Genomic DNA, 20,753 nt, shown 5'->3' with positions numbered 1-20,753 from the left:
CTTTTTTAATTTAAATGAATAAGTTTTAGCTGTTTCGGTTGTTATCCGGTGTGAGTGTTAGTAAATTATAGTATATAGGCGATGCTTTTTCATAATGTTTTGTTTTATAGTTCAAATATGCTAACAGAACAGGTTTTTGTGTAATGCTTTTAGGTGAAGTCGGCGAAAGTTCCGGTAAACGGCCGGAAAATACCGATGAATATGCCTGCTTTCTGTTAATTTATTATCCGTTAAACCTGTTTGGTGTCGTTTTTTTTAATAAGATGCAAAAGCAGTGTATTAGGTTACAGTTAATTTAAATTTTTTAACACGGGGAAGATGTTTTTAACTACATCATTAATAAATAAAAAGCCCGGGTGCTGTACTTTGGATGGGTCGCAAGAGGCCGTTTTTAGCTGCTCTGATTTGAACGAACATGAATGGCTTGTATAGTGATGATTATAAAATGGTATGATAAGCCCGCTGAATAACAGCAGGCTTATATATTTTATTAAGGCTTTCATAGTAATAAGATTAACTTATTATTGGTTTACCGGGCTGGGGCGGTAGTATCAGCAGGCATTTTATTTTTTAGTGTATCGGCCTTTATTGCAGGAACAGTATCAACTTTACATTGCAAGCCATCAGCTGTCATGATGAATACGGAACCTGCAGGGTTATGTGTTGTATTGTTCTGTTCGCAGTCATACAGGTTAAAGTTCATATTACGATCAAGCTTTCCGTCAATCACCAGTTTGGTGTTCAATGGCACTTTTAGGGTCATGTGTAGTTCCTGGCCCCGCCATAGCGAACTATTAAGTCTTTCCAAATGGCGGTCAAACTTCAATATGGAATCTTTTTGTGTAAAACGATAGCTGATATTACGGGCATTGATCAGCGCGTCCTCATCATTGCGACCGCGGGCGGTGAATGATTCTATTAGAACAGGCTGAGGAACATCGCTTTTTTCTACATCTATCCGTACGCGATCCGGCGAATCCCAATCATCGCCATTATAATCATCATCCAAGATGATCATGCCGTTGAAGCGTTCCTTTATCCGCAGGCGCGTGCTATCTTCATTAGTCAAATACTTTGCATCGTTAAGCTGCAAATAATAAGTATTGTTTGCTGTGGGCTTTATGGTGATGGTTTTGCTCAGTTTTGCCCCTTCCCTGAAATCGGCAGAAGCCCTTACACCATAGTATACAACAGCGCCCAAAGAGGCCAGCCATATACATAATAAAGTGGTGCCTATTGATCTGTTAAATGTGGCGTTTTTAAACAGGAAACCTATAGTTAATAGTATAATAGTTAACAAAGGTATAGCCAGCAATAAAAACCCACCTGTAAGGAATATGAGGTTAACATCGCGGTTAACTATATTGAAAGGAAATATGTGATATATATCTGTTTTGCCAAAACCAACTAATGCAACAAGGCTCACAATAAGGGCAATAGCAAGGCCAAAGCAGGTAAGTAAAATTACAAGTCCTATCAGTTTAGCTAATAAGCTTCCCGTCCCTCTTAAAAATGTACCCAGGTGGTCAAAAAAATCCCCTACAAAATCACGGGCCTTATAAACAAAAGGACGGGCTTCGTGACGAAAGTTAGACAGGTTTTCCTTTACAGAGCTCATTTCATCTTCAAAATTCTTTTTAAAACCTTTCAGATCTTGTTTTTCGCCTTTCATGGCCATACGATCGGCCCGGCTAACAGCCTTAGGGATCACTATCCATAGTATGATATAGAGTATAAAGCCGCTTCCGGCAAAAGCAAATGATAAGGCGAAGGCCAGCCTGATCCAAACTGGTTGTATATCAAAATAATTTGCTATACCAGCGGCAACCCCACTAACCAAATGGTCGTCAGGATCACGAAAGAGCCTGCGGCGTTCAGTATTGTAAGTATAGCTGGAATGATTGCCGGAAGATTTAGTTTCATCTTCTGCAAATTCAAAATCCTCTACTGTGCCCATCTGTTCAATAACCAATTTAACGTCGGCCTCAACCACAACCTGTTTATTTTGGCTTGCAAGTATTTCGTTAAACATTTCGGCAATGCGGTTTTCAATGTCGGTTGTTATCTCCAGGCTATCGGCCGAGCTTGAAAAATGACGTTTTACGTCGGTCATATAAGCTTTGAGCACTTCGTAAGCATCCTCTTCTATATGAAATACGATGCCGTTTATATTTATGATAATTGTTTTGTTCATGATCTGTAAGTGTTAAGGTTTTTTTATTTTCTATCTCCAATGGCTGTTTCAACAGCATAAACCAGTTCCTGCCAGGTTTTATCCAGCTGTTCCAGCACCGTTTTACCCTCGTCAGACAATACATAATACTTACGTGGGGGACCCGAAATTGACTCTACCCAATTGTAAGTGAGCAGGCCATTATTTTTTAACCGGGTCAATAGTGGGTACAGAGTACCCTCAACTACAAGCAGTTGGGCTTTTTTAAGTTCAGAAATGATATCTGATGCATATGTTTCGCCCTTAGCTATGATGGAAAGAATGCAGTACTCCAGTATGCCTTTCCTCATTTGGGTTTGTGTGTTTTCAACAATCATAATACAAAGATATATGTTTTAAATTGTATTATGCAATACATAGTACTATAAATATCATTTTTAAATGCTAAAAGCCGTCATTTTGAAAAAAAAAGACTCATTTATGAGATTTTATTTGACTTTTTAATAATGTAACATTACTTTTATGATTAATTAACTATTAACTGATCTTATTATTAACGAAATGAAAAAACTTCTACTAGCAAGTTTGTGCATTCTGTTGTTATGCGTAACGCAGGCGTTTGCACAAAACCGTACAATTACTGGTACGGTTACGGCCCAAGAAGACGGCCTACCCATCCCGGGAGTCTCAGTAAGGGTAAAAGGAACCACAATCGGAACCCAAACCGGTACAAATGGTAAATACACTTTAAGTGTACCAGAAAATTCAGTATTAATTATAAGCTTTATAGGCTATGCACAGCAAGAAATTCCCGTTACTGGTGCTGTTATAAACGCAAAGCTTGTAGTATCGAGCAGGCAACTGGGCGAAGTTGTGGTAACAGGTGCGTTAGGTATTACCAGAACGCGTAACCAGCAATCATACGCAGCTCAGCAAGTTTCAGCTGATGAGGTTAACAAAACCCGCTCAGCCAGTTTTGTAACCGGATTGTCTGGTAAAATTTCCGGTTTGGAAATTCGCCAGAACAACGCGCTCGGATCTTCGGTAAACGTGGTATTACGCGGTGTTAAATCAATTACAGGGAATAACCAGGCGCTTTTTGTTATTGACGGTGTTCCTGTTGATAATTCAAACTTAAACGGGCGCCCTACCCCTAAAACTGGTGGTCAGCAGGATGGTCAAGGTGGTTATGACTATGGCAGCCCAGCATCAGACATTAACCCCGATGACATTGAATCGGTTACAGTACTTAAAGGTGCCGCTGCAAGTGCTTTATATGGTTCACGCGGTAGCAACGGTGTAATTTTAATTACCAGTAAAAAAGCTAAAAAAGGCCTGGGTATCATTATTAACAGCAGTATAAGCGTTGGTTCTGTTGATAAATCAACTTTTGCAAAATATCAACACAGCTACGGTGGTGGTTATGGCGCTTATTACCAGGATCCAAGCGCTCACTTCTTTTACGGCGATGTTAATGGCGATGGCAAATCTGACCTGGTTACACCAACAACAGAAGATGCATCTTACGGTGCTGCATTTGATCCAAATTTAAAAGTTTATCAATGGGATGCATTTGATAAAACATCTGCTAATTATTTAAAAGCTACCCCGTGGGTTGCTGCAAAAAATGATCCGACTTCGTTTTTTGTAAAACCAGTTTCAAATAACCAAAGCATCATGATTACAAATGGTACAGATGCCGGAACATTTAAATTAGGTTATACCAGAAGTGACGAAAATGGCATCCTGCCTAACAGTAATATTAAAAAGAACTCCGTGGATTTAGCGGGAACCTATAATATTACGCCTAAATTAACCGTAGGTGGTGCTGTTAATTATTATAACACTAATGGCCTTGGAAGACCAGGAACAGGTTATGATGGTGCCAGTGCAAGAAACGTTATGACTAACTTCAGGCAGTGGTGGGAAGTAAATAATGATGTAAAGGAATTAAAAGCAGCTTACGACAGAACCGGAAAAAATATTACCTGGAACTACGCTGATCCGTTGGCAGGTAACTTGTCACCTATTTTCTGGGATAACCCATATTATGTACGTTACCAAAACTTTGAAACAGATACACGTAATAGGTATTTGGGAAATGTGAATGTTAACTACAAACCAACCGAGTGGCTGACAATTACAGGCCGCACTTCATTAGACGCCTATACACAGTTAGATGAAGAGCGTAAAAACGTGTCCAGTGTTGGTGTTCCTTATTATTCAAGGAAAAACACAAGCTATTCTGAAACAAACTATGACCTGTTAGCGACTGTTGACAAGAACCTTTCAAAACAATTTAACTTGAAAGCATTGTTAGGAACAAATATCAGGAAACAAAATACTCAAAGTGTTTATTCAACTACAAATGGTGGTTTAATTGTTCCTTCAGTATACTCACTTTCAAATTCATTAAATACACCTAACGCTCCTTATGAATATAAAGGACTTAGAGAGGTTGATGGTATTTTTGCAGGTGCAACACTTACCTATAATAACTTATTAACATTAGACGGAACTATTAGAAGAGATAAATCTTCTACCTTACCGGCAGCCAATAATACATACTATTATCCTTCTGTATCCGGCGGCTTTATTTTCTCTGAATTGTTAAAACAATACAGCTGGTTATCATACGGTAAATTAAGAGCCAACTATGCACAGGTAGGTGGTGACGCTCCAATATATAGTGTTTTGGATACTTACACCATTACCCCCCCATTTGGCAGCAATCCACAATCATCTGTAAATACAACAAAGAATAATCCTAATTTAAAGCCAGAGCGTACAAAAAGTGCTGAAGTTGGTTTGGAGCTTGCTTTCTTTGATAATCGTTTAGGATTTGACGGAAGTTATTACTCTACCAAAACTTTTGACGAAATATTACCAGTAAACGTATCAACTGCTACCGGTTATTCATTTAAATATTTAAATGCAGGTACAGTTACTAATAAAGGTCTTGAGTTATCCTTAAATGGTAGCCCTATACGCACAAAAGATTTTAACTGGAAAATTACCTTAAATTATACCAGGAACAGAAGTAAGGTTACTGAATTATTTAAAGATGGTACAGGCGAGGAATCTAAAAATCTTGAGCTCAATAGCTATCAGGGCGGTGTTTCTATAAATGCAACTCTGAATCAACCATTTGGTACAATACGCGGAACAGATTATATATATGATAAAAGCGGTCAAAAAGTTGTTGGCGCAAACGGACAATATTTACAAAGCGGACCTACTGCTACCATTGGTAATTCAAATCCCGATTGGATAGGCGGTATCAATAACAGCTTTAGCTATAAAGGCTTTAATTTTAGTTTCCTGATTGATGTACGTAAAGGCGGCTCTGTATTTTCAACAGATATGTATTACGGTTTAGCTACCGGTCTTTATCCTGAAACAGTATATACTAATGACCTTGGCAATCCAGTTCGTAATACACTTGCCAACGGAGGAGGTTTCATCAGACCAGGTGTTACTGAAGCCGGACAACCCAACACTGTACGTGTAAGTGCCAGTAACTACGGCGCTTTTGGTTATGTTCGCTTACCCAATAAAGCTTTTGTGTATGATGCAAGCTACGTAAAATTAAGAGAAGCCCTTATTGGATACAGTTTACCGCAAAAAACGGTATCAAGCCTTGGGCCGATTAAAGAAGTTACTTTCCAGCTTATTGGAAGAAACCTGTGGATAATTCACAAAAATCTTCCTTATTCAGATCCTGAAGAAGGCTTATCATCAGGTAATTTACAAGGTTACCAGGTAGGTGCTTATCCAACAACACGCACCATTTCACTGAATTTGAAACTACGTTTTTAAGTAAAAAATTATGAAAAAAGTATTAGTAATCCTTTTACTGGCGTCGACATTTTCGGCCTGTAAAAAAGATATTACGAGTCTGAATACAGACCCTAAAAATCCAACGATAGTACCTTCTTATGCATTATTTACCAATGCCGAAAGAGTATTGACAAACACCGTAACATCATCAAACGTTAACTTGAATATTTTCCGTTTGATAGAGCAGCAATGGCAGGAAACAACCTATACAGACGAAAGTAATTATGATATTACCACTCGTCCTATTCCTGATAATGTATGGGATGCACTTTACAGAGACGTTCTTTATAACTTAGAACGAACCAAAAAACTGATCCCTACAGACGTAACCGGCGCTGTTGCGCAAAAGAATGAAATAGCTATTGCTGATATTGTGCAGGTTTACACTTATTACTACCTCGTTACAACTTTTGGTAACATTCCTTATTCTGAGGCTTTGGATATTGATAAGCCCTTCCCTAAGTTTGATGATGCAAAAACGGTATATACGCAGCTTATAACCCGCTTAGATGCTGATATTGCAGCATTGGCTGCAGGTGATAGTTTTGGATCTGCTGATGTTATTTATAGCGGTGATCCAACTGCCTGGAAAAAATTTGCGGCTACTTTGAAATTAAAAATGGGCATTACTTTAGCTGATGTTGATGATGCAAAAGCAAAAGCAACTGTTGAATCAGCCGTTGCTACTGGTGTATTCGAATCAAATGATGATAATGCCTTATTTCAATATCAAACCAGTCCTCCAAATACTAATCCTATCTGGGTTGACTTAATACAAAGCGGCAGACAGGATTTTGTTGGTTGCAGTACTTTAGTGGGCTATTTAAATCCACAAACTCCTTTAGCGGATCCAAGACTTCCGTATTATCTGACAGTTAACAGCTCTGGTAAATATGCAGGTGCTGCTCCGGGCGCAAGCGCGGCCTTTAGCGATTTTTCAAAACCTTCAGGCCCGTTATTGGTAAGCTCTTCTATCGGAAAAATTACCAATCCTGATTTTCCAGGATTATTGCTTGACTATGCAGAAACTGAATTTAATTTGGCCGAAGCAGTTTCAAGAGGATATTCAGTTGGTGGTGGGACCATTAAGGATCACTATGATAAAGGTGTAACCGCATCAGTAACTTATTGGGGCGCTTCACCGGCTGCAGCTGCTACTTATCTGGCTCAACCAAATGTTGCATTTGCTACCGCTACAGGCATAACGAATCTTCACAAGATTGCACTTCAGAAATACCTGGCATTATACAATCGCGGTTGGGATGCATGGATAGAGACCAGAAGGTTGGATTACCCTGTGCTTATTGCTCCTGAAACTGCTAAAACAGAGTTTCCGGTTCGATTAACCTATCCTGTTAATGAGCAAAACGTAAACGTAACTAATTACAATAAAGCTGCCGAAGCAATTGGTGGTGATAAAGTAACCACTAAGTTATTCTTCGATAAATATTAATAGCATAAAAAGGGGGACAAAAATAGTCCCCCTTTTTATTTTATAAAACGGTCTGTTTACTTTTTATCCACACTATATTTTCCCGGGCCAACAAATAAGAGCCCGGCAAATATGATTGCATCCTCAATAGCGTGCGATGCACCTCTCAGGCCCTCGCCACTGCCAATATGTGATGCCGCAGCTATGATCAGGGTAGTTATCATAAGTATGCACACCGGGCGAAATGCGAGTCCAATGATTAGCAGGAAACCACCGAAAGTTTCTGTTACCGCGGCAATAAAGCCCCATACAACCGGCCAAAAATGGATACCGATATGCCTGGTTGACGTGCCTATTTCTTTCCAGCTATTTATACCTCCTGTAAGCATAGGGTAGCCATAATGAATAAACGTAAGGCCTAAACCAATGCGGATAGTTAAAAGGCCAAAATTTTTGTAATTACTTAAATTGCTGAGTATCGCCATAGTTGCAAATGCTTTTGTATTTAAATTAAAATTTAACAGTTACATGCTGTTCATGTACAGACAGATCTACTGACCGGCCCAGTATTAAACTGCAATTATCAGGAATATGCCCGGCGGGGAAATCAAAGCATACCGGATAACTATATTCATTTACAATGTCCATGATTATTTGAGGCACGGTTTGGCCAAAAGGAATGTCATTATCTTTTATATCAGTAAAACCACCCACAATTAAACCTGCAAGGTGCGCCAGTTTCCCAGCCCGTTTCAGGTTACGTAACATACGGTCAATACTATACAGATATTCGCCCACATCTTCAATAAATAATATTTTGCCGGTATAGTCCATATCTGACACAGAGCCGGATACGGCTACAAGCAATGACAAATTGCCCCCAACCAGTATTCCGCTGCTTTTGCCGTTGCGGTTTAATGAGTGTGTTGTGTACTCGTAGCTTAGTTCTTCGCCAAACAGGGCTTTTTGTAAGGTAACCAGTGAATGTGCCGAAGCATCAGGAATGTTTACAGGCATTTGTCCGTGTATACTTTGTGCCTGGTAATTGGCAAATACATGGCTATGCAATATGGTAATATCGCTAAACCCTATTATCCACTTGGGGTTTTGAGCAAACCGGTTAAAATTAACCTTATCAATCATCCTGATAGTGCCATATCCTCCGCGTGCCGCTATAATAGCTTTTATGCTGTCATCATCAATAAAGCGTTGCAGATCATGGGCCCTCAACTCGTCATTGCCGGCAAACTGATGATATGATGCATTAACCGTATCCCCTAAAATAACTTCCAGTCCCCATGATTGCAGTAAAGCAATGGCATCCGTCATGGGATTGGGCAGCTTTTTGGCAGGACAGGTAATGGCTATTTTATCGCCCTTTTTAAGGTAGGGTATGGGTACGGGAGAAACCGGAGATTTACGCATGCTTGATAAAAACTTTCTGTTTTTGAGAATTGTGACTGCCGGACTTTCCGACTTAAATAAATTATCTTTGCAGCTTATTTATTACACGCCGCTTATTTAATGTCACAACTCAACAAATATAAACGATATACCGTTACATCGGCTTTACCTTATGCCAACGGACCCTTACATATTGGCCATCTTGCCGGGGCATATATTCCGGCCGACATTTTTGTACGTTACCTGAGGCTCAAAAAAAAGGATGTAGTTTACGTTTGCGGCTCTGACGAGCATGGCGCCGCTATCACCATCAAAGCAAAAAAAGAAGGCACTACACCACAGGCTATTATCGATAAATACCATTATCAAATAAAGGATAGCTTTGAGCAATTTGGGATAGCTTTTGATATTTACCACCGCACCTCATCGCCCATTCATCATGAGTTGTCAAAAGAGTTTTTCTTGAACCTTTATGAAAAAGATGAGTTTATTGAAAAATTTTCGGAACAATATTATGATGAGGATTATCAGCAATTTTTGGCCGACAGGTACATTGTAGGTACCTGCCCCAATTGCCATAACGAGAACGCATATGGCGATCAGTGCGAAAGATGTGGTACCTCATTAAGTCCCACCGATCTGATAAACCCGGTATCAACCCTAAGCGGCAAAACGCCTGTTTTAAAACCTACCAAACACTGGTATTTACCTTTAGATAAATACCAGCCCTGGCTTGAGCAATGGATAGACACTAAAGAGGGCATTTGGAAAGTTAACGTATTTGGTCAATGCAAATCGTGGCTTAAATCAGGCCTGCAGCCTCGCTCCATGACACGGGATCTTGACTGGGGTATTGATGTGCCGCTTGAGGATGCCAAAGGTAAAAAGCTGTATGTTTGGATGGATGCGCCTATAGGTTATATATCAGCAACCAAACAATGGGCTATTGATAACAATAAAGACTGGAAATTGTACTGGAAAAAACAGGCCGACGAACAAGACGATACCTGTCTGCTGCATTTTATTGGTAAAGACAATATAGTATTTCATTGCATCACTTTCCCATCCATATTACATGCTCATGGCGAATATATTTTACCACAGAATGTACCGGCCAATGAGTTTTTGAACCTGGAAGGTGATAAGCTGTCGACCTCGCGCAACCATGCGGTTTGGTTGCACGAATACCTGGAAGAGCTTCCGGGGAAACAGGATGAACTGCGTTATGTGCTGACCTCTATATTGCCCGAAACCAGCGACAGCGAGTTTACCTGGAAAGATTACCAGGCACGTATCAATAATGAATTAGTAGCCATATTAGGCAACTTTGTGAACCGGGTAATGATACTTATGCACAAGTTTTATGATGGTAAAATTGAAAGCCCGGTAAGCCGCATAGAACTCAGCGATGATAGCCTGAATAAAGAAGTAGGTTATTATTACGACGAGATAGAAAAAAACCTGGAAGCGTACCGTTACCGCCAGGCCCTGCAGGCGGTTATGGATATTGCCCGCCTGGGTAACCGCTACCTTACCGAAAAAGAGCCCTGGAAAACCATCAAAACCAACCCTGATGATGCCAAGCTGGCCCTGCACAATTGCCTGGTGCTGATTGGGCATCTGGCTGCTTGCGCGCAGCCATTTTTGCCTGCTACGGCTAAAAAGATCATCAGCATGTTAAACTGGCCTAATGAGGATCTTGCTTATGACCGGGAGATTTACTTTAATAATGGACATCAATTAAACCCGCCCGCCCTGTTGTTTGAAAAAATTGAGGACGACGTAATAGACTATCAGCTGCGCAAATTGCAGGCAAAAAAAGAAGTGGCGCCACCCAAATCAGCAGATGTGCAGCCGGCAAAGGAGAACATTAACTACGAAACCTTCACCACGATGGATATTCGTACGGGTACCATTTTGGCGGCTGAAAAAATAGCGAAAACCAAAAAGCTCCTTAAGCTGACCATTGATACCGGTATTGACGAACGGACCGTAGTATCGGGCATTGCCGAATATTACGAGCCCGAAGCTATTGTTGGCCAAAAAGTAAGCATATTGGTAAACCTGGAACCGCGTGAGATAAAGGGTATTGTTTCGCAAGGGATGATATTGATGGCCGAAAGCAGCGAAGGCAAATTAAGCTTTGTATCCCCGACAGAAGATTTTCACAATGGATCTGTGATCAGGTAAGCTTGGTACGCGTGCAGATTATAAAATTGGAGCGCTGTAAAAATTTGGCTTAAAGCATGTGATTTTTTCATCTATAATTTGCACCTTTGCAAGCTGATAAAGGATTTGCTTACAGCGGATCCGCACAAGGTCCCGTAGTTCAACGGATAGAATAGGAGTTTCCTAAACTCTAGATATGAGTTCGATTCTCGTCGGGACCACTTCACGGGAAAGGAGCGATAACTTCGCATCTTTCCCGTTTATATTTTCGCATAAGTTCCTATTAATCTGATATATTAATCCCGTTGCTTCATTCAATCCCATAGTTCGATATTTTTTTCCATCGAAATATAACTTTTCTTGAAATATCGAACCCAAAATCTGCCTTTTTAGATGGACATCTCCATCCAAATATAGTCTATGCAAGCTGAAGGCCATCCACGGCTTTTGCTATCATCCTGCCAACACTTAAAAAGTTCGATTTCTGTCTGTTGAATATACCGCTGATATTGACCACCTGATTCCGGCGGAATGCTTCTGCCAAGAGAATTATGAATATTAGGTTAGCTTTGATTTGTAAGGACTGATTTAGGCGGATAGAAAATTGATGACTTTATTCTTTAGTAAATCAGACTTCTTCAATTCACATTCCCACAGAATTAGCACCGCCCATCCCTCATGAATTAGTTTTTCCATTGTCTGTATATCACGGGCTTTATTTTTCTCGATTTTTTGGAGCCAGTATTCTGTATTGGTCGCCGGTATCCTGTCACCTCTTTTACAATCGTGGCCATGCCAAAAACAGCCATGAATAAATATTGCCTTTTTTCGGTTGGTGAATATAATATCCGGTTTACCGGGTAAGCTGGCGCTATGAAGCCTATACCGATATCCAAGACTGTAAATAAGTTTTCTGACGAGTAATTCAGGAGCGGTATTTTTGGATTTGACCGCCCGCATAATTTGGCTTCTTTTATCCGTGGTTTCCTTCACTATTGAATTTCGATGAGCAAACTCGGATCGGTTTCAAACTGCATAACCACCTCGTTATACCTGCTTACGAGGTCGCTGATAGCTACAGTCCTGCCCTGCTCGTCAAATTTTGCAAACTCGTAAAGATTAAGCGCAATAAATTGTTCGATTTCAAAAATATCGATCCGGGTCGCGAGGTTTACATTTTCTGCAAGGCCTTCAGCTAAAGTTAAGCCTCTTTTGGTCGTTACAATGATAGGGCGCTGCCCTTTTTCCAGGTTATCTTTGCAACGCGAGATAACCGATTCCGTAGGCGTAGCCGTAACGTGTAAGGCGACATTACCAATAAAAAAATCGCCGTTTCTGCCTGTCTGCGCATCCGAGGTTGAAAAACTATTATGAGTGAAATGTCCAACCCCCAAAGCACAATCTAACTTAGCCCCAACCAGGTGTTGTAAAATAGCACCTACATAATATACGCCCTGCGATTCCTTTTGACGTGATTCAGCCTGTTGAATAAGATCTTTGATTAGACTTCTCAAACTTTGAGAACTATCCAGTTTGATTTTAAGCGGCTTGCCCGAAAAAAAGATATTTACTTTTTCTATCCAAAACAGTTCAATCAGGTCAAGCTCATTTTCAGAGAAAGTATTTAGAAATTCGACGTATTCCCGCATGTTTCCGATACTTCCCCGGCTGGTTCTGCCACCCTCCTGTGCCAGTACTTTATCAATGCCGTGCCTTGCAAGGATGCTTTGAACAGCACCTTTTCCCAAGCCATACACCTGGCCGCCGCCATCGGTTAAAAGTGATTCAGCATCTAATGGCAGCCCTCTTTTTTTTGCGTGCTCGGTTATCACCAGGGCCACACTAAGTTTTCCTTTTGAATTAAATTTGTGGTCTATGTAAAACCGGTCTAACTCATTGTGTAAGGTTGTTGACATAGTTAAGCCGCTTTTTGAGATTTCTTAAGGTTTGACAAAACAGGTTCTAAAATATGTTTGCTTATATAATTAACCACAGGCACTACCACGCCGTCGCCTGTTAAATGATAGGCGTCATTGTATTTTGAGGGAAGTTTATAATCGTCCGGAAGACCCATTAACCTTGCTGTCTCTCTTGTTGATATTAATCTTGACCGAATTTCTTCTTTATGTACAAAGATCATAATCTGGCGGCTGGAACCGCCTGACGGGGTTCTCAGGCAACCTGAAATGCTGTCAAAGCGGACTTCAGCCCGCTGAACTTTAATTCCATATTCATCCTTACGGGTTCGTTTGTATATCGTGCCGACCTTTGGTTCCCCAAGTTCTTTGATCCTTTGTAGTTTTGATAAGTTAAGCGGGCTCATGAGACTGATAAGGCGTTGTGTTTCCGCCGGGGTATGCCAGCCAACGCTTTCAGGGTTTTCCTCGATATAATCCAACAGGCTGTTTTTTCTTTTTTCAGGGTGTGGTATGTTCCACCAAACCCATGAATTTTTTGCGGCCTCTTCAAGTTTTTGTTGGGCGTTTACCAGTGCTTTAGGGTGCCATTTGAAATCAGGCGATTCTTGAGTTAAAAAGGAAACGTCTGTTAAATCCTTTTGTACCCCTATAAAAAACAGCCTCGGCCTTGACTGCGGTAAAAAATCCACCGCGTCCATTACAACTGCGCCAAACAGGTAGCCCTCTTTTTGCAGGGCGTTGCATATTGCCGAAAAATCTTTTCCTTTATGAGATGTCAAGGCTCCGCAAACGTTTTCCAAAACAACCATCTTCGGCGCTTTGTCCTCAGTCTTTAATTTTTTAACAAGGTTCCAAAACGGCCAAAAAGTCCCTGACCGCGCACCTTCAAGACCGGCGCCTGAACCTGCCGAAGATAAGTCCTGGCAGGGAAAAGACGCCCATGTGAGATCAGCAGGATGTCTCAGGTTATCGGTTCCTATGTTGGCGATATCATCAACTTTTATTTCAGCATCCCCCCAATTGAGTTTATAGCTTTCAGCCTTTTTTATATCAATATCATTTGCAAAAACACACTCCCAATTCTGACCCAGGCCAGCCCTGGCCATTCCGCCGCCGCAGAAAAACTCATAAAATTTGAAGGGCTGATTCATATCCATCTACAATTTGAAATTACGGCTTTTTGTCTATTCCGTGTTAAGGTAATATAAAACCTCGTGAACACCGCTGTAAATTTAGACATTTACTATCATTTTACTTTATATGCCCCGAGAGTATCTATCAACATGTTATTTTGAGGTGTCTTAGATATGCAATCGCTGTTGTTTTCCAGGCATAAAAACTTAAAACAAACATGTTTTTGTGTGAAAAAATCGTCCAATTTACACTTGATATTTGCACACTGAAAGCTTATATTTTGTTTTTGTGAGTCAAACGTGAGTCTTACCAAAATTAAGGCCAAAAACGACCTTTAAACGATCATAGACCCAAGGAGTTCGATTCTCGTCGGAATTCCAATATTTTTCTTAGTAATTTACCGATACTTGTCAAAATAGTTTGAAACACTTCCCGTTTCCATATATTAAAACCGCTTTTATTGTACCGTCAGATCAATTAATAGCTGTAAATCTTCAATAAAATTATTGGAAATCGGAGCCTTTGAGACCACATTTAAACCCATCCATGGAAATAGCATGGGAAAGATTGTTGAAAAGCCTTTGGATGAAAATCTGAAGGTTTTTTAATTTTAAATGATTGTATATTAGTCTGCGTTATGAGTGCCGATTATTATATGCCTTTAGGTTTTGGGTTAACTTCGAAAGAAGTACGTCATCATTATGATCAAAATTTGCCATTAGCTGCCCATGAACTTGTTATCAGACCGCTTTTGTATAATAGTGAATATGCTTATGTGTATGGGCTGGACACAGATTCTGAATTGTATATCAATAATCAGGACATATTGACTAAAGACAAAGGAAAGTTTAAATTCGATATTAGCCAAGAATGTATCAAAGGACATGAATTAATATGGAATGTTCAAAGATGGACAAGAGGGTCTGTTGTGATAGTGTGCAAATTGGAAAAAATTGATTTCAAATCGATTCTCTCGGGTTGTTTTTATGTGGGTATAGCTGCAACACCCAATACAGGAAATACCCTTGCTGCGACTAAGTTTTGCAAAAAGGAAGCAGCTAAAGGTTGTTTAGCTTTTTGTTTCCCTGCATCAAATGGGTTAGACAGCATGCAGTTATATGTTGATGAACCATTAAAGTCTACACTTTTGAGAGAAGCTTTTAAATATCTACCTAATTTTCGAAACCGGCGATAGTTCGTTTTGTGGTCTGAGAACCACAATAATATCGATAAACAAATTAATCAGGAAGATTGAGAACTTACTATCATGATAAACGATTTAGAAGAGATACCTAAACGCTGCACAACCCAAATCACCCATAAAAGAGTTCAAGTTTTACAATCTAAGAACACCACATTAAACCCATCCACGTAAACAACCCCTGAAGAACTTTTTTATCTTATTGTAATTGCCGCTATCAATGTAATACAACCGTACGCAACCGTCCATTTATGAACGGTCGAAGGAATAATATAGCTAATAAAATATTGTTAATCAGTTAATTACATAACTGGCATGGTTTTGTAATACGGTAAGCTCAATAACACACTGTTGCCATGCTTAAAAACTATTTTAAAACCGCCTGGCGAAATTTATTTCGCAACAAATTTTATTCATTTATCAATATTGCCGGGCTTACTGCCGGGCTGGCTATTGGCATATTGATTTTGCTTTGGGTACAGGATGAGTTAAGTTTTGATGGCTTCCATAAAAACGCTGATAACATTTACCGCGTAGAGCTTTTTGGCGGCACAGGTGCCAGTAAACAAATTTGGGAAGTTACGGTAGCCCCCATAGGTCCGCTGGCTAAACAGCAGCTCCCTGAGGTGCTGGACCAGGTGCGCATAACCCCCAACTGGTTTTTTTCGCTATATAAATACAAGGACAAAGTTTTTGGCGAGCAAAACGTGACCTTCGCCGATCCTTCCCTGTTCAGCATCTTTGATTTTCCGCTGGTGGAGGGCAATACCGCAAAGCCTTTTTTAAATGATAACTCTGTTGTTATCACCAAAAAAACAGCGCGAAAATATTTTGGCACCGATGATGCCATTGGTAAAGTGCTTGTGGCCGATGGTAAGGAAAACTTTACGGTGAGTGGAGTTATTAACGATTTCCCGCTTAATTCCAGTATCAACTTTGATATGATCATGCCTATGAGTTACCACGTTAAATCAATGCTGGTAAACAGTAAGTTGGATGCGAATACCAATTTTAGCAATTACAATTATCAAACCTATTTTAAACTAAAACCGGGCACATCGTTAAAAAAGCTGTCGGCTAATTTGTTTAACATACACATTAAGCACCGGCCCGAAGATACCGATGCCGACTACCTGCTGCTGCCCATTAATAAAATGCACCTGTACAATGCCGATGGTACCGATCGCGGCATCCAAACCGTGCGTATTTTTATCATCATAGCCCTTGTTATTTTATTGATAGCCTGCATCAATTATGTCAACCTATCAACCGCCCGCTCGCTTTTACGCGCCAAAGAGATCAGTATGCGTAAAATTATAGGGGCGGGCAAAATGCAGTTATTTATACAGTTCCTGGCCGAAACAGCCCTGCTGTTCTTCATAGCCACGCTATTTGCATTGTTCGCTATTTACCTGCTTATGCCGGTATTTAACCAGCTGGCCGGCAAGCAACTAGTATTTAACCTGCTCAATCCGCACATCTGGCTCGTTATAGCCATTACGGTAGTAGCTACGCTGGCTTTATCCAGCATTTACCCCGCCATGTTGCTATCATCCTTCGAGCCGTTAAAAGCGCTGAAAGGTAAAATAAGCAACAGCATTGGCGATGCACTTTTCCGTAAAATACTGGTAGTGGTTCAGTTTACCTTTTCGGTAGTGCTTATTGTGAGCACTTTGGTTATCACCCAGCAGCTCAAATATATCCAGTCAAAAAATTTAGGGTACGATAAAAGCCGAGTTTTTGGTGTTTGGTTGCGCGATGCCTCAAAGCATTACGATGCCGTGCGGGCCGAGCTTTTGAAGCAACCCGGCGTGGAGGGCGTAACCCGGGCAACCAGCAACATCATTAGCAGCGGCATGATCTCGGGCGATAATTCATGGGATGGCAAAGCGCCTGGTCAAACCTTTATCCTGCACCCCATGGGTATTGATAAGGATTTTATATCGTTCTTTAAGCTCAAAATGCAGCAGGGCAGCAGCTTTAGCGGCGCCGTGGCCGATTCGACCCATTTTATACTTAACGAAGCCGCCGTAAGGGAGATCGGGATGAAAAATCCCATCGGTAAGCGTTTCCGTTTCCAAAGAACAAACGGCACCATCATAGGCGTGGTTAAAGACTTTCATTTTGCCAGCCTGCGCGAAAAAATTGCGCCTGCCATTTTCTTTTACCGCCCGTCTGTTTACCAAAGCATGTATATAAAAACTACCACCAATAATGCGGCCGCAGCCATAGCCGCGGCGGGTAAGCAGTTTAAACAATATAACGGCGAGTTCCCTTTTTCTTATAACTTCCTTGACGATATGTTCAATAACCTTTACCAGGGCGAACAGCGCGAAGGTACCCTGTTTAACTATTTTGCGGGCATGGCCATACTGATATCATGCCTTGGCCTGTTGGGCCTGGCGGCCTACACCGCCCAGGTACGCACCCGCGAAATTGGTGTGCGCAAGGTATTGGGTGCATCGGTTACAGGCGTTATCGGCCTGTTGGCTAAAGATTTTATCAAACTGGTACTTATTGGCATTGTAGTAGCAACCCCAATAGCCTGGTACGCCATGACCAGCTGGCTGGATGCCTTTGCCTACCGCATACCCATCCACTGGACGGTTTTTGTAGTGGCCGCATTTATTGCCATCGTTATTGCATTTGTTACCATCAGCTTCCAATCTGTCAAGGCAGCGCTGGCCAACCCGGTTAAAAGTTTACGGAGCGAATAAAGAATATGCATGAAGAATCGTTGTGCTTTTGGCCGGAGTTTGCAATGATACAACAGTAAAAACAGGGTTAATATCCACAGCATTGCTACCTGTTGCTTGGCTGCTTTACCGGACTGCTGCAAACAGCCACCGGGCGGCTTTTTTCGGGATGCGAGGCTGCGCGGGTATTATTGCACTTACCGAGGGCGACGTAAATTATAATAAAGATCACAATGGTTGACAGGCAGCCGCCGCCAAGCTTTTTGGCTCCCCAGGCAGCTATAATGGCCCTGAAAAATTTGTTCATAACACATGCGATTTAAGGTTAACTGGAATGGGCCGCTATATGGTTGCAGATGCTTTGCAGCAATTCGTTACTGAGCGGTTTGCCGGCAACCTGCCGCCAGCAATCGCCATATGATACCTCGGCAATCACTACGCCGTCCTGTTCAATGCCATACTTGCCATCGTTTTGGGTGATACGGTAATGATGCTCCGTGCCGCCTACAGTGGCGTCATAAGGAAAGCTGTTCAGTTCATCTTCGGGCTCCATACTATTCCTGTTGTTTTTTATCTCCGGCTTCTTTTTTAAAATGTAACCGGGCCTGTTTAAGGCCGGTGGCAATGGCTTCCCCTTCGTTACCGGTGGTCTTTAACACTTCGTTCGCAATCTCGGTAGCTTTATCCCTTATCTTCTTGGGTTGGTTTTTATAGCTTGGCGGGTAATCTCCGTTATACCAGGGCATAATTCCTCCTTTTTAGGTATTAACAGCGCAGACGATATTTTGATTGCGCCTATTGCATTAAACGAGTTGAGGAATTTGGGGCAAATATACGTTGTTTGACGTGCCGGGCACTTTTATTAAAAATTAAATGCCTGGTTATGAGGTGTTCATGAATGTTCACGGTGTTCACGAGGCGTGAACATGAACGCTATAAGCTTCTCCGAGCTTTGAACTGGAAAAAACGACCGTTAGTTTAAAAGTTGTTTTTTATACTGATTGGGGCTGATGCCGACTTCTTTTTTAAAAAGACGTGAAAAATAAGGAAGATTGTCAAAACCAAGGGTATAGGCTGTTTCGGCAATATTGTTATCAGAGCTCGTAAGCAGGTTTTTTGCTTCAGATATCAGAAATATATGTATCAGTTCCATGGCTGTTTTACCGGTTTCCTGTTTCAGGAGGTCGCTCAGGTAATTTGGCGATAAGTTAAGTTGAGCGGCCATTAGTTTAACGGTAGGCAGCCCTTTTTCATGCAGCAGGCCTTTTTCAAAATATCGCGAAAGTGCTTCATTGAATTTAGAAGCCGTTTTTCCAACCTGGTCAATGCGGTTAATAAATTGCCTTTTATAAAAACGCTGCGAGTATTTTAATATAGAGTCTATGTGCCCGAGAATGATATCCCTGCTGTATTCGTCCTGATTGTTATAATATTCTGTTTCAATTTTATGGTATAGCTCCCAAATGATCTGCTCCTCCTTTGGTGACAAGTGCAATGCCTCGTTGGTTTCATAATCAAAATAGCCATACTTTTTAATTTCTGAATGTAGTGGATGGCCATTTAAGAAATCTTCATGAAGAAAAATAAGGAAACCATTTTCTTCAAATTCAAGGTTTTTCAGCTCAATTATCTGCCGTGGTTTTACAAATGACATGGAGCCATTGTCATGATCATACTTGGTACGGCCATATAAAAAGGTACCCGATTTTAGTTTTTTAAATCCTATCATGTAAAAATCGCTGGTAAACGCCCTGTCGCCAATGGTGCAGGTATTATTGCATTGTGCCAGACTAAGAAGCGGATTTTCAGGCAGTGGGAATCCATTTTCACGACTCAGCTCGCCCAGACTTTTATAATGTTTCATGATTAAAAAAAATTAAAGCATAATTCACACTATTAAAAGTATGAATTATGCCGGGGTAAATAGCTTCGCTAATGTAAATTTAGTATAAGGTTATTTTCCGTGTGCCGCCGCCGCTACATCCTGCCATTCCTCCCATGTCGCTAAGCGTTGCTCATACACCTGTTTTACCCATGGTAAAGCTACTTTGCCCAGGAAAAGGCGTAGCGGAGGGTTTTCTGCGTCAACCAGTTTAAGCACAGCTTCAGATGTTGCTTCGGGCACTCCAAAAAAATCGGGAGTTGCACCTTCGGCGAAAGCGGCTTTTACGGCTTGATATTCGGGCATTGATTGGGCATGTATTGCAGAAGCGCCTCCCCAATCGGTAGCAAAGCCGTTTGGTTCAACTATAGATACATTTATTCCAAAATCTTTAACCTCAGCAGCCAGGGTTTCGCTTAAAGCTTCAACTGCAAATTTTGAGGCGTTATAAATACCTAAAACCGGTAAGGTAGCTACACCTAAAACGCTTGATAACTGGATGATATGTCCATATCCTTGTGCTCTCATTACCGGGATCACTGCCTGGGTTAGCCACAACAAACCAAATACGTTGGTTTCTATCTGGTCGCGTGCTTCTTGTTCGCTGGTTTCTTCAATTGCGCCAAATAAACCGTAACCTGCATTATTGATCAGCACGTCAATAGTGCCAAAATGTTGTTTTGCCCTCGCGATTGCTGCAAAATCAGCTTCGCGGTTATTTACATCCAATTGGATGGGAAGTATAGCATCGCCATACTTCTGAACCAGGTCATTAAGGGTTTCCGGGTTCCGTGCGGTAGCCACTACCTTATCGCCACGTTTCAGAAATGCTTCTGCCCAAAGCTTACCAAATCCGCGGGAAGCTCCGGTTATAAAAATTGTCTTTGCCATTGTTAAATTATT

General features: G+C 41.1%; 18 protein-coding genes and 1 tRNA gene. 6 read left to right on the top strand and 13 right to left on the bottom strand.

Annotated elements, in window-relative coordinates:
- Positions 1–290: 290 nt before the first annotated feature.
- The 3 genes from J2W55_RS08505 to J2W55_RS08495 are packed head-to-tail and all read right to left on the bottom strand — an operon-like array spanning position 291 to position 2,550.
- Positions 291–503, bottom strand: coding sequence for a hypothetical protein (locus tag J2W55_RS08505; protein ID WP_310094350.1), 213 nt, complete (start codon positions 501–503; stop codon positions 291–293).
- A 26-nt stretch (positions 504–529) separates the two neighbouring features.
- Positions 530–2,194 carry a PspC domain-containing protein gene (locus J2W55_RS08500; protein ID WP_310094346.1) on the bottom strand — a complete coding sequence of 555 codons (1,665 nt, stop codon included), beginning with the start codon at positions 2,192–2,194 and terminating at the stop codon, positions 530–532.
- Between the two features lie 23 nt (positions 2,195–2,217).
- Positions 2,218–2,550 (bottom strand): PadR family transcriptional regulator, encoded by a 333-nt coding sequence (locus J2W55_RS08495; RefSeq protein WP_310094342.1) that lies wholly within the window; start codon positions 2,548–2,550, stop codon positions 2,218–2,220.
- Positions 2,551–2,734: 184 nt separating this feature from the next.
- Here J2W55_RS08495 and J2W55_RS08490 point away from each other — a divergent pair, with 184 nt between their 5' ends.
- Together J2W55_RS08490 and J2W55_RS08485 are read left to right on the top strand one after the other, a co-directional pair.
- On the top strand, positions 2,735–5,992 hold the full coding sequence (locus tag J2W55_RS08490; RefSeq protein WP_310094339.1) for a SusC/RagA family TonB-linked outer membrane protein: 3,258 nt from the start codon (positions 2,735–2,737) through the stop codon (positions 5,990–5,992).
- 10 nt (positions 5,993–6,002) lie between these two features.
- Positions 6,003–7,466 (top strand): SusD/RagB family nutrient-binding outer membrane lipoprotein, encoded by a 1,464-nt coding sequence (locus tag J2W55_RS08485; protein ID WP_310094336.1) that lies wholly within the window; start codon positions 6,003–6,005, stop codon positions 7,464–7,466.
- 56 nt (positions 7,467–7,522) lie between these two features.
- Here J2W55_RS08485 and J2W55_RS08480 read toward each other — a convergent pair whose 3' ends face one another.
- Both J2W55_RS08480 and J2W55_RS08475 read right to left on the bottom strand, forming a co-directional pair.
- Positions 7,523–7,930, bottom strand: a complete 408-nt coding sequence (locus tag J2W55_RS08480; protein WP_310094333.1) for a DoxX family protein — start codon at positions 7,928–7,930, stop codon at positions 7,523–7,525.
- Between the two features lie 25 nt (positions 7,931–7,955).
- Positions 7,956–8,870 (bottom strand): S66 peptidase family protein, encoded by a 915-nt coding sequence (locus J2W55_RS08475; RefSeq protein ID WP_310094330.1) that lies wholly within the window; start codon positions 8,868–8,870, stop codon positions 7,956–7,958.
- 99 nt (positions 8,871–8,969) lie between these two features.
- On the opposite strand from J2W55_RS08475, the gene metG reads away from it, so the two are divergent.
- On the top strand, positions 8,970–11,039 hold the full coding sequence (gene metG, locus J2W55_RS08470; RefSeq protein ID WP_310094328.1) for a methionine--tRNA ligase: 2,070 nt from the start codon (positions 8,970–8,972) through the stop codon (positions 11,037–11,039).
- 128 nt (positions 11,040–11,167) lie between these two features.
- Positions 11,168–11,239, top strand: a tRNA-Arg gene (locus tag J2W55_RS08465).
- Between the two features lie 367 nt (positions 11,240–11,606).
- Here J2W55_RS08465 and J2W55_RS08460 read toward each other — a convergent pair.
- From J2W55_RS08460 to J2W55_RS08450, 3 genes are read right to left on the bottom strand one after another with little or no spacing between them, the layout of a single operon-like run.
- Positions 11,607–12,011, bottom strand: coding sequence for a very short patch repair endonuclease (locus J2W55_RS08460; RefSeq protein ID WP_310094324.1), 405 nt, complete (start codon positions 12,009–12,011; stop codon positions 11,607–11,609).
- Positions 12,011–12,934 (bottom strand): DUF4928 family protein, encoded by a 924-nt coding sequence (locus J2W55_RS08455; RefSeq protein ID WP_310094321.1) that lies wholly within the window; start codon positions 12,932–12,934, stop codon positions 12,011–12,013. Before J2W55_RS08455 ends, J2W55_RS08460 begins: the two co-directional genes overlap by 1 nt.
- Positions 12,935–12,936: 2 nt before the next feature.
- Positions 12,937–14,088 (bottom strand): DNA cytosine methyltransferase, encoded by a 1,152-nt coding sequence (locus J2W55_RS08450; RefSeq protein WP_310094318.1) that lies wholly within the window; start codon positions 14,086–14,088, stop codon positions 12,937–12,939.
- A gap of 620 nt (positions 14,089–14,708) precedes the next feature.
- On the opposite strand from J2W55_RS08450, the gene J2W55_RS08445 reads away from it, so the two are divergent.
- Both J2W55_RS08445 and J2W55_RS08440 read left to right on the top strand, forming a co-directional pair.
- Positions 14,709–15,266 carry a hypothetical protein gene (locus J2W55_RS08445; RefSeq protein WP_310094315.1) on the top strand — a complete coding sequence of 186 codons (558 nt, stop codon included), beginning with the start codon at positions 14,709–14,711 and terminating at the stop codon, positions 15,264–15,266.
- 362 nt (positions 15,267–15,628) lie between these two features.
- Positions 15,629–17,989, top strand: coding sequence for an ABC transporter permease (locus tag J2W55_RS08440; protein WP_310094312.1), 2,361 nt, complete (start codon positions 15,629–15,631; stop codon positions 17,987–17,989).
- An 85-nt stretch (positions 17,990–18,074) separates the two neighbouring features.
- Here J2W55_RS08440 and J2W55_RS08435 read toward each other — a convergent pair whose 3' ends face one another.
- The 5 genes from J2W55_RS08435 to J2W55_RS08415 form a co-directional block, all read right to left on the bottom strand.
- A complete protein-coding gene (locus tag J2W55_RS08435; protein ID WP_310094309.1) occupies positions 18,075–18,275 on the bottom strand; it encodes a hypothetical protein in 201 nt (66 codons plus the stop codon).
- Between the two features lie 18 nt (positions 18,276–18,293).
- Positions 18,294–18,521: a hypothetical protein gene (locus J2W55_RS08430; RefSeq protein WP_310094307.1), complete on the bottom strand. Its 228-nt coding sequence runs from the start codon at positions 18,519–18,521 to the stop codon at positions 18,294–18,296.
- Between the two features lies 1 nt (position 18,522).
- Positions 18,523–18,714, bottom strand: coding sequence for a DUF2188 domain-containing protein (locus J2W55_RS08425; RefSeq protein WP_310094304.1), 192 nt, complete (start codon positions 18,712–18,714; stop codon positions 18,523–18,525).
- A gap of 227 nt (positions 18,715–18,941) precedes the next feature.
- Positions 18,942–19,832 carry a helix-turn-helix domain-containing protein gene (locus J2W55_RS08420; RefSeq protein ID WP_310094300.1) on the bottom strand — a complete coding sequence of 297 codons (891 nt, stop codon included), beginning with the start codon at positions 19,830–19,832 and terminating at the stop codon, positions 18,942–18,944.
- Between the two features lie 90 nt (positions 19,833–19,922).
- Complete coding sequence (locus tag J2W55_RS08415) at positions 19,923–20,741, bottom strand: SDR family NAD(P)-dependent oxidoreductase (protein ID WP_310094297.1); 819 nt, start codon at positions 20,739–20,741, stop codon at positions 19,923–19,925.
- Positions 20,742–20,753 lie beyond the last annotated feature (12 nt).

The sequence above is a fragment of the Mucilaginibacter pocheonensis genome, from assembly GCF_031456535.1.
GTDB classification, from domain to species: Bacteria; Bacteroidota; Bacteroidia; order Sphingobacteriales; family Sphingobacteriaceae; genus Mucilaginibacter; species Mucilaginibacter pocheonensis.
This window is presented reverse-complemented; position numbering and strand designations above follow the sequence as displayed.